Below are 9,655 nucleotides of genomic sequence, written 5' to 3' on the forward strand. Positions count from 1 at the left end.
AGGCTTCAGCCGCTTCGTTACCTCCACGACTGCTCCAGTTGCTACCGGCCGGAGCGAAAGTTGCCGGGCGGGATTCGCACCCGCTGGAAAACAGCGCCTTGTCACGGCGCACAGGAAAATAGGTTCAAGGAATATGGCGAGCGGCACGGCATCAAGAAACGCTCGTGGAACAATGACCAAAGCACCTATGCCTGCCATCTGCAAAGCCTTGCCCCGCGCAAGCTGACCACCATTTCACGTGCCATGATTTCGCGCATCCTGTCCGATGTAGAAAAGGCGGGGAAGTCGGGATCGACAATCAACAACGTAAGGGCGCTGGTTTCGAGCGTCTACAGCCGTGCGATCGAATGGGGCTATGTGACCGCAAGCCCCGTGACCGGAATCAAGATGCGACCCACCGTCAAGCGTGACCGTTTCCTACATGCCGACGAATTGCCCCGCTTCTTTCAGTCACTGGCGGAAGAGCCGAACGAGACACTACGAGATTACATCCTGTTGGCGCTGCTGACCGGCGCGAGGCGAGCCAATTTGCTAGCGATGCGTTGGGCAGAAATCGACCTGGGTGAATACGTGTGGCGCATCCCCGACACCAAGAACGGCACCCCGCAAAACGTAACCCTGTCGCCTGAAGCGGTGACCATTTTGCAGGCACGAAAAGAAGCGGCCAAGAATGGCGCTGTTTTCGTTTTCCCTGGCACCGGCGAAAGCGGGCATATCGAAGAACCGAAGAAAGCGGTCATTCGCGTCATGGAGCGGGCCGCTATCCCCTACGGCAGAAACAACCCGGACGGCGTAACCCTGCACGACCTGCGGCGCACGCTGGGAAGCTGGCAAGCGAAGACCGGCGCATCGCTGACGATCATTGGCAAGAGCCTGAACCACAAGAGCCAGCAGGCGACGGCAATCTATGCCCGACTCGACCTTGACCCGGTGCGGGCATCCGTCAACACGGCAACCGCGGCCATGATGGAAGCCGGCGGAATGAAAGAGGCGGTTGAAGTGCTGCCGCTGTCGAAGAGGGGCGCGGCATAGCCATGCCTGAAATCTCGCGCTTCTTCGGCATCGTCATTTACATGAACTGGCGCGAGCATCCGCCAATGCACTTTCACGCCGTCTACGGCGAGCACGAAGCCCTGATGACCCTGGACGGTAAGGTGTACGCTGGTTCGGCTACCGGGCCGGGCGTTGTCGATGGTTCGCGAATGGATGGAGCTATATCGGGGCGAAATTGAAGCCGACTGGATTCTTGCGCAGCAAAAAAAGCCGCTGAACCCAATTGATCCTCTGGAGTAATGATCATGATCCTGCACACTACAGAAGTCACCCCGCTGCCGAGTTATCGCCTGTTCCTGCGCTTCAACAACGGCGAAGCCGGGGAAGTGGATTTGTCCGATGAAATCGAAGGCGAAGTATTCGAGGCGCTGCGTGATCCAGTTGTGTTCGCCACTGCAAGCCAGCACCCGGTGATGCGCACGGCCGCATGGGCCAACGGCGCGGACCTTGCGCCAGAATTCCTGCTCGATCTGCTGCGCGCGCAGCAAGGCGACCGGGCCGCGTAACCAGAGAAAACCTGAGTTTTGCTGCGCCTAGCCCGAGACTGATCCCCGAGGGCGAAAACCGGGCACCTTCACCCGGCTGGCGCGGCCCCCTTTGAAGGCAGCACAAGAAGGCGTGCGTGATGAAAAGACCAAATTGGAACGAATGGAAACACATCCCGGATGTGACAGTGTGGCAAGCGTGTGCGCTGTCTATGGATATAGACCCTCATTCAATGGTGCCTCACAGGCGCTTGATTGGCACCAGCAGTGGGGCAGTGCGCCCAATGGAAAAAGATGCTGTTGGGCCGTCGCTGGAACCCTATGATTTTTCAAGTGCGGATGCCCAAGCAGAGTTTGAGCGAAGGCAACGGACACTACGGATGCACCTTTCCAATCGCACATTCTTTTCGCCCGGCGTGCTAAATCAGATACAGCCGGACAATTCCTTGGTTCGCTTGTCGGAATTCGCCTCGTGGGCTCAGTCAGTGGTCATGTGGGACGGCCTGCCAGTGGAACTTGTGGAAATGGCGAGTACCTTGCCAAAAACAGAGGAAAGCCCTGCGTCGAAAATCCCGGAAAAGCGGCTCACAACGACAGAGCGAAACACCCTGCTAGTCATCATCGCGGCCCTTTGCGACTATTCTGCGATCAAGTATCAAGACCGTGGTGCGGCGGGCCAGATAGCCAAAATGACCGAAGAAATCGGTGCACCAGTGACCGACGACACGATCCGCACCGCACTGGCGAAGATCCCCGATGCGCTGGAAACCCGCATGAAATAAGGAAGACAAACCGAATTCGGTATTCCATGGAATCCCAGATACCGAATTCGGACTTGCTCCCTTCCCTTTCGCTATCGTTCGCAACCATACCGCACGGCCAACAGGCGTAGCGGGTCTAACCGGAAGCGAACAGTGACTACCAAGAATCTATCGAATCTCATCGCGGCAGGCGCTGACCTGCTCGACGAAGCACATGCGGCGGAACTCTTGACCGTTGCCAAGGGCACACTCGGCGTTTGGCGATCCACGGGCCGGTATGCCTTGCCGTTCATCAAGGTCGGGCGGCGCGTGCGTTACCGTCGTGCGGACCTTATCGCCTGGCTCGAAAAGCGCACCCGCGAAACTGGCGCGACGGCGTGAGAGGGATTCGCCATGAACCCAAACGCCCACAAAACAAAGAAGACGCTCTTCGACCGCGCCCGCCTGCCCGATCCTCTGGCCTACTACGCTGCCGAACTTGAATCGCTACGTGGCCTTGGGCGTAGCGCCACGGCACGCTGCCCGTTCCACGATGATCAGCACCCCAGCCTGTCGGTAAATCTCGACACCGGCGCTTTCCGCTGCCGAGTACCTGTGTGTGGTGCGCACGGTCGCGACGTGCTGGCCTTTCACATGGCGCGCTACGGTATCGGCTTTGTCGCCGCAGCCAAAGCGCTGGGAGTCTGGAGTCCGACTCGATGAAAGAAGCAGAAAAAATCAACGCAGCTGCCACCCAGCAAACTGACACACTGGACAGAGTTCTGCGCTATGCCGTGCAAAAAGGCGGCGTCAGGTCCAACCAGATCGAACTGGCGGAAACCCGCTGGGGTGCGTTGGTGGAGCGCTTCGCGCAGATGCAGGCAGCCTCGCGCACCGCCGATCTGGATGCTGTACCGGCGCTGGTCTATGCCGAGTTCAATCCCGAAGGCACGCGCCGCGACGTCGACGTACTGGCGATCACAGCACTAGTCCTCGACATTGACAAGGGCGCAAACCTCGACCGAACCCGCTCGGCGCTGGCCGGTCGCGAATGCGCCATCTACACCACCAAGCGCAGTACGCCCACCGCGCCGCGCCTGCGTGCAGTGCTGCCGCTCGCCGCGCCCGTGTCTGCGCGCGACTGGCCCGGCACCTACCGGCAATTTGCCGCTGCGCTGGCGCTGCCAGGGCTGGACGCCTGCGCCGAAAAGCTCTCGCAGCCGTTCTTCGCGCCACCCGGCGGTGGCCATTTCGAGCACATGACCGGCGAATGGCTCGACCCCGCACCCTACATCGCCGCCGCGCGCCAAGCTGAATACGACGCGCTTCCCGAGCCCGAACCGATCCGCATTGCCCTGCTGCCGGTGCCAGCTCTTGACCCGGAACTGATCCCCGTCGCATTTCGCGGCTGGATCGCCGACACCGCCCACCGCATGCAATGCCCTATCGACTTCTGCGCCGTCGGCGCCATCGGGATTCTGGCCGCGGTGGTCGGCGCCGGCATCGGCATCAAGCCCAAGCGCAAGGACGATTGGCTGATCGTGCCGAACTTGTGGGGTGGCGTGATTGGTCCTCCGTCAAAGAAGAAGACGCCGGCACTGGCCGAAATGGTCAAGGCCCTGGGGCGACTGGAAAAGCTCGCCACCGACGGCACCCGGCAGGCAAAGGCCACGGCTGCCGACCCGGAAACCAAGGCAATCCAGAAGCTGCTCGACGCCGAACTCAAGGAAGCCATCACTGCCGACAGGCTTGCCAAGCGCACTGCCAGTATGGCGACTGCCTATGCCGATGCCACCAACGGCGATATGCCGTCCGAAGAAGGCAGCGACAACGACGCCACGCCGCCAGCCAAGCGCAAGACGCCCTCCCGCCAACCTCGACTGTCTCCACCGACACGCAGCGTGGCCGAGATCAAGCTCGAAATGGCCAGTCTGAGCGCACCGCCACCCGGCAACCTGCAAGAGCGTTTTCGTACCAACGACGCCACCATCGAGGCGCTACATGATTTGCTTTCGACCAACCGGCGCGGCATTCTGGTCTTCCGTGACGAACTTGTCGGCCTGCTGCGCGGCTGGGACAAGCAAGGGCGCGAACAGGATCGCGGCTTTTACCTGGAAGCATGGAACGGCCAGGGCAATTTCCCGCTCGACCGCATCGGGCGCGGGCATGTCATCTGCGACAACATGTGCGTATCCATTCTCGGCGGCACCCAACCGGACAAGGTGCGCAACTACCTTTATCAGGCCCGTATCGAAAACGACGGCATGATGCAGCGCTTTCAGTTGCTTACCTATCCCGACGTGCAGCCGTTTGTGCATATCGTCGACGAGTACCCCGACGGCCCGGCCCGCGAGCGCGCCTTTGCCATCATCGAGACACTGGCGCGCACCGACTTCGAGCGGGTCACCACGTCCGGCCCCTACGACCAAACGCCCTGCCTGCGCTTCGCGGATGATGGCGCACAGAATCTGTTCATCGAGTGGTATGAGCGCCTGCACCGCGAGAAGCTTGAAGACCCTGACGAGGCCCCGCTGATCGTCGAATACCTCTCGAAGCAGCCGAAGACGATGGCCAGCCTCGCGCTACTGTTCCATCTGGTCGACCGCGCCGAAGCCATCGCCGCCGGTGAATCCGTCGGCCCTGTCAGCCTGCAAGCCGCCGCGCGCGCGGCCGACTGGTGCAGCTACCTCGAAGCGCACGCTCGGCGCATCTACGGTTTGTCCGCCAACTTGCAATCACAGGCCGCCGCTGCACTGGCCGAACGCATCGGCAAGGGCCAGCTTGACGAATTGGGCAGCGGCGCTGGCTTCACCGCACGCGACATCTACCGCAAGCAATGGAGCCTGCTCGATGACCGCGAGATCGTAGACGAGGCGCTGGGTGAATTGGTGGAGGCCAGTTGGTTGCTGCAATCAGTCCAGGCCGCCGGCTTTCAGCGCCGCGGCCACGTGCGCTATCGCGTGAATCCGAAAGCACGGCAGCGAAACGGACTGGGCGCTGACAATGGGTGAGTGGATACAACGCGCGGCGCTGATCCAGGGTAAGTCGACGTCGGCAGAGGCGGGAATTCCGGAAGGCGCACTTCTTCAACCACCCATCCCGGAGAGTACCCAACCCGAACCAGGCTACCGGCAATACCCGGGCCGTTACGAATTCCCGCGCTTCGTCATCCCCACGGCCGGTGATCTGGTGGAATTCCGACTGGCGGTCCCGAAGGGGAAGTACGACGCCTTCGCTCTTCTCGACCTGTTCATCCGGCACCACGGGTCAGACGATTCTGGACAAATCACAGCAAAGATAGAATGATGAGCTTTGACTAGCTTGGGCTCCTCGAAATGGCTGCCAGCCTTGCCGCACCGATCAACCCCGCTCTTCTCGTGTGGGCGCGGGAGACGGCGGGCTATTCTGTCGAGGCCGCCGCCGGGAAGCTTGGGCTAAAGCCCGAAAAACTTGACGCCATCGAGCGCGGTAATCCCCTGCCAAGCTTTGCTCAGGTCAAGAAAGCCGCCGACGTCTACAAGCGGCCGCTAGCGGTATTCTTTCTGCCACAGGCGCCGGAAACGCAAACGGCAGTGCATGATTTTCGCTTGCAACCGGGCGTTTCACAACGCCCCTACGCACCGCGCCTGAACGCAGAGATACGCCAGGCACGACTGCGCCGTGAGGACGCGCTGGAACTCTCGCGCGAGATCGAGCAGGAGATCCCTGCCTTTCAACAGCAAGCGTCGATTGATGAAGCCCCGGAAGCCGTGGCTGTGCGCGTGCGCCAGTTCCTCGGTATCGCGCTGGACAGACAATTTGCCTTTCGTCGCACCGACGATGCTTTGAAAGCCTGGAAAGCCGCCGTCGAAGCACAGTCGGTGCTTGTCTTCGAGACCAGTCGCATTCCGCAGGAAGAGATGCGCGGCGTATCGTTGCCGGGCGATGTGTTGCCTATCGTCATTCTGAACGGTGGCGATGTACACGCTGGCCGTATCTTCACGCTGCTGCACGAACTGACCCACTTGTTCCTACGCCAGGGCGGCGTGTGCGACATGGTACCGATTGAAGACGGGTCACCTGATGCGCGTGTCGAAGCCTTCTGCAACGCCGTCGCCGGTAATGTGCTGGTACCCGTCGAGGCCCTGCTAAGCGCGCTACCCCGGCAAGGCGTACAAGCGTGGACCATGGAAGAGTTTGATGACCTCGCCCGACATTTTTCCGTCAGCCGCTACGTGATCCTGCGCCGTCTGCTCACCGTGGGCGGTACCACGCAAGCCCACTATCACAACATCAGCGCCAAGCTAGACGAAGAGCAGCAACAGGCAAGGGATAAGTCTCGCGGTGAATCGGTAGGCGGCCCGCCACCTTCCGTCATGGCCGTGCGCAACCTCGGTCGCCCCTTCGTCCGCCTGGTGCTTGACGCCTACGCGCAGGACCGCATCGCGCTGGCAACCGCATCTGACTATCTGGGCGTCAAGATCAGGCACCTGTCGCGTATCGAATCACTGGTATTCGGCCGTGAGGCAAGCGCTTGAGCTATTGCATCGACACCAACGTCTTCATAGACGCCGGTGAACGCTACTACCCGATCGACATCGTTCCCGGTTTCTGGGAAAACTTTGACGGACTCATCGCCGCCGGCCAAATGAAAGCGCCGGAAATGCTGATCGAGGAACTGGAGCACAAGGACGACGCTTGGCGCCAGTGGGTCTATGAGCGCAGGGAAACCTTGATCGTGCCGATGGACTTGCCGCAGATCGAAGCGGTAAAGGAAGTCATGGCAGCCTACGCGACCCAAGGCACCGACGCCAATCGGATCACCGGCGACCCGTTTTTCATCGCGCTGGCCTTGGCTAATGGCCTGACTATGGTCACCAACGAAAAGCCCCGCCGGGGCGGGGCCAAGATTCCAAAGATCTGCGCCGCGCTGGGCGTGCCGAGCATCGGCTTGCTGGATCTGATGCGGCGCGAGCGCTGGCGGCTAGTCGCCACCTGAAACGTCAGTGGCTGTGCGCCTTGAGGTACTGGTCGGCACGGTCGGCGGCGACGAATTCGATGATGGCGCGCACGTCGTCGGAGCACGACTTGAACACGATCTGCTGCAGCACGGCTGGACCGTGCTTGATGATGAGCATGCCGATCAATTCGTCGACAAAGGATTGCGTCGCTCCGACACCCGAAAAATCGAAAACAACTTCGACCCCATTAGCAAGTGCCTCTTCAATCTCAAGGCGCAATGGTATGGCGCTTAACCGGGAACCGATCAAGCGACCTGGGGCAAGTCCTGCAAGCGGGAACGCTGTGCGCATGAGAAAAGCGAGACAAGGGAAACAGTAAGGCCCAACTGTAACAAAACGACAGCCAAAACAACACTGGTGAAAGCTACTCAAAACGTAGATGGATGGCTGGCTGAGCTATTGTCTGGGGCAAACAATCACTTACGTGAACGCCAAGGAGCTGATTGCGGGAGCACTCAAGCGCCAAAGCGACGCCCTGCCAGTAAGTTCCTGCCGCGAGTTCGCGACTGCCAAGTGTAGGGTCGTGTACCGCGTTGCCGCTGGCCACGACCAAGCGACCACCGGCTTTGGCGGCAATACGGGAAGTCGTTGTGAGTCCGATGCCTTCGTTCGCAGAATCATGCCGCAGGCCGGTCTCCCGATTGCAGCTCACCCACGGCTGCAGCGCACCCAGGATGGCGGCCAGATGTGTCTTGCGCTTTGCATCCCTCAGCGGCGGATGGTTGCGCAAGGTCTCCAACAGGCCGCAACCATTGTCGACCACGGCAAACTGAATCATGGCGCGCGAAGGGTAAAACTGACTGGCGACCCATACCCTTGCATCCTGGCGGTTGTGACGGCGTCCATGGATGACCGCGTTGTCGAGCAATTCCGCTAACGCATAGTTGAGCGGCTCTATCAAGCGGTCGGCCGTGTTGACACAGGTCATTTCATCGCGCGACTCGTCCAGATCGATTCCGGGAATGCTGCCAACCAAGGCGTTGGCAAGGCGGAACGCCGCAGTGTTGACATCGCCGCGCTGGTTGATGCGGGTCAGTTCGACGAGGGCATCGCGGCGATCCCGACGAATGCCACGGACGGGAGCGCAATCGACCAATTCGACACCAGGAAAGACATCCATACGCTGCAGATAGCCACTCACTGCTTCAACCAGACCCGACACCCGAGCGGAGCGCCCGCTCTTTTGCAACTGGTAAAAGGTTGCGCCCAGAATCGCCATTCCGAAAGGATCGGCAAAGCGCAAGGCTCGGGCATCAAGTAGCACATCGTCTTCGGACACCAGCATCGCGCTGCACAACGCGACGAGAGCGTCGGGCCTATCGACCGTTAGACGCGCCGGGCAGAGCAGCGCGGTCATGCGTGATCGCTCACTGCCCACTCAACCATCGGCTTCATCACACCACCCCTCTGAAACAAACCGCCACGGCGCATCGAGATCTGCTAAACCGTCATGGTCGGCAACTCCCAACAGGTCGTTGAGAGCGTCGCTCATCGGCTTGTCGAACTTCGGCCAGATCGCCGAATGCAGTGCCCAAAACAGACCGCTATCGCCCCCGAAAAACGACGAAAGCGCGCCACGAAACTCGCTTCGCCTCTCCTCGGTAACGGCCTTCAGGGCAACGCTTCCAAGGCTGTCAATGTCATCACCCGTTCGCTCACACACCAACTCCAAGTCTTCGCCCGAAATCCTGGCAAACTCAAACCCCAAGAAGAACTCCGACGGCATCAGTTCAGGAGCGAATTCAGATTCGAAGTTGTTGTAGCTGTTTCCGCTGGCGGCTTCAAAGCCATGCAGCCACTCACTCAAGGTCGCTGCCCATGCGGTGGCATGGGCAGATGCCAGTGCATCGGGGAAAGTGGCTTGAGTCTCATGCAAATCCACTGCATGACCCAGCACGGTCATCCAGGTCGCCGCACGTGTGCGATGCACATATGGCAGAGATGCCGCATACGCGTCAGGACTGAAAGGCCAGTCAAAAACGTCCTCCTCATGCTCTACACCCTCCCACCAGAATTCCGTGTTTCTGTATTCCAGGCTGAAGCAGGCGATGGCTCCAGGGTGTTCTCGGTTGAGCCATTTGAAAATGGTATGACCTGCCAATGAGCATATATCGTCGTAATTGGTTTCCAATTGATCTTCGATATCGTCGATCGCGTCAACTTCACCCGCAAAATTTGGAAATCCGTAGGCCGCAATCGCCTGCTGAATTTTCTCCGTGTCGTGGTTCCCCGCGAGCACAAACAGAAAGGCATCCGAACTACCGCGCTGCTTGCGGCACATGGCCCGATTCGCTGCTCGGAGCAAGGCAACATCCTTGGCAGAATTCGGTTCTGGCGGAAAGACGCCACCCAGAATGACGTGCACCAGGACATGACG

The 9,655-nt window shown here is 60.1% G+C and carries 13 protein-coding genes; 10 read left to right on the forward strand and 3 right to left on the reverse strand.

Annotation, left to right across the window (positions count from 1 at the left end; all coding sequences use genetic code 11):
- The 10 genes from Q1L50_RS15385 to Q1L50_RS15430 form a co-directional block, all read left to right on the forward strand.
- A partial coding sequence (locus tag Q1L50_RS15385) for a site-specific integrase (protein WP_300340229.1) occupies positions 1–1,032 on the forward strand: 1,032 nt, incomplete at its 5' end.
- Positions 1,033–1,034: 2 nt separating this feature from the next.
- On the forward strand, positions 1,035–1,232 hold the full coding sequence (locus tag Q1L50_RS15390; protein ID WP_300340232.1) for a DUF4160 domain-containing protein: 198 nt from the start codon (positions 1,035–1,037) through the stop codon (positions 1,230–1,232).
- 60 nt (positions 1,233–1,292) lie between these two features.
- Positions 1,293–1,559 (forward strand): DUF2442 domain-containing protein, encoded by a 267-nt coding sequence (locus tag Q1L50_RS15395; RefSeq protein ID WP_300340235.1) that lies wholly within the window; start codon positions 1,293–1,295, stop codon positions 1,557–1,559.
- A gap of 119 nt (positions 1,560–1,678) precedes the next feature.
- A complete protein-coding gene (locus Q1L50_RS15400) occupies positions 1,679–2,320 on the forward strand; it encodes a hypothetical protein (protein WP_300340238.1) in 642 nt (213 codons plus the stop codon).
- A 132-nt stretch (positions 2,321–2,452) separates the two neighbouring features.
- The gene (locus Q1L50_RS15405) at positions 2,453–2,680 is read left to right on the forward strand and encodes a helix-turn-helix domain-containing protein (protein ID WP_300340240.1); all 228 of its coding nucleotides are present in this window, start codon (positions 2,453–2,455) and stop codon (positions 2,678–2,680) included.
- Positions 2,681–2,692: 12 nt separating this feature from the next.
- Positions 2,693–3,001 carry a CHC2 zinc finger domain-containing protein gene (locus Q1L50_RS15410; protein WP_300340242.1) on the forward strand — a complete coding sequence of 103 codons (309 nt, stop codon included), beginning with the start codon at positions 2,693–2,695 and terminating at the stop codon, positions 2,999–3,001.
- Entirely contained in the window at positions 2,998–5,289 is a 2,292-nt protein-coding gene (locus Q1L50_RS15415; RefSeq protein ID WP_300340244.1) for a YfjI family protein, read from the forward strand. Before Q1L50_RS15410 ends, Q1L50_RS15415 begins: the two co-directional genes overlap by 4 nt.
- A complete protein-coding gene (locus Q1L50_RS15420; protein ID WP_300340246.1) occupies positions 5,282–5,584 on the forward strand; it encodes a hypothetical protein in 303 nt (100 codons plus the stop codon). The genes Q1L50_RS15415 and Q1L50_RS15420 overlap by 8 nt, the downstream gene beginning before the upstream one ends.
- Positions 5,585–5,613: 29 nt before the next feature.
- Positions 5,614–6,795: an XRE family transcriptional regulator gene (locus Q1L50_RS15425; RefSeq protein ID WP_300340248.1), complete on the forward strand. Its 1,182-nt coding sequence runs from the start codon at positions 5,614–5,616 to the stop codon at positions 6,793–6,795.
- Positions 6,792–7,256: a DUF4411 family protein gene (locus Q1L50_RS15430; protein ID WP_300340251.1), complete on the forward strand. Its 465-nt coding sequence runs from the start codon at positions 6,792–6,794 to the stop codon at positions 7,254–7,256. Before Q1L50_RS15425 ends, Q1L50_RS15430 begins: the two co-directional genes overlap by 4 nt.
- A gap of 4 nt (positions 7,257–7,260) precedes the next feature.
- Here the strand turns inward: Q1L50_RS15430 and Q1L50_RS15435 are convergent, their stop codons facing one another.
- From Q1L50_RS15435 to Q1L50_RS15445, 3 genes are all read right to left on the reverse strand, one after another.
- The gene (locus tag Q1L50_RS15435) at positions 7,261–7,569 is read right to left on the reverse strand and encodes an STAS-like domain-containing protein (RefSeq protein WP_300340254.1); all 309 of its coding nucleotides are present in this window, start codon (positions 7,567–7,569) and stop codon (positions 7,261–7,263) included.
- 73 nt (positions 7,570–7,642) lie between these two features.
- Positions 7,643–8,635 (reverse strand): ATP-binding protein, encoded by a 993-nt coding sequence (locus tag Q1L50_RS15440; protein WP_300340257.1) that lies wholly within the window; start codon positions 8,633–8,635, stop codon positions 7,643–7,645.
- A 21-nt stretch (positions 8,636–8,656) separates the two neighbouring features.
- Positions 8,657–9,655, reverse strand: a 999-nt coding sequence (locus tag Q1L50_RS15445) for a hypothetical protein (RefSeq protein WP_300340258.1), incomplete at its 5' end; no start/stop codon positions are given.

It is taken from the genome of Accumulibacter sp. (assembly GCF_029255145.1).
Classification (GTDB): Bacteria; Pseudomonadota; Gammaproteobacteria; order Burkholderiales; family Rhodocyclaceae; genus Accumulibacter.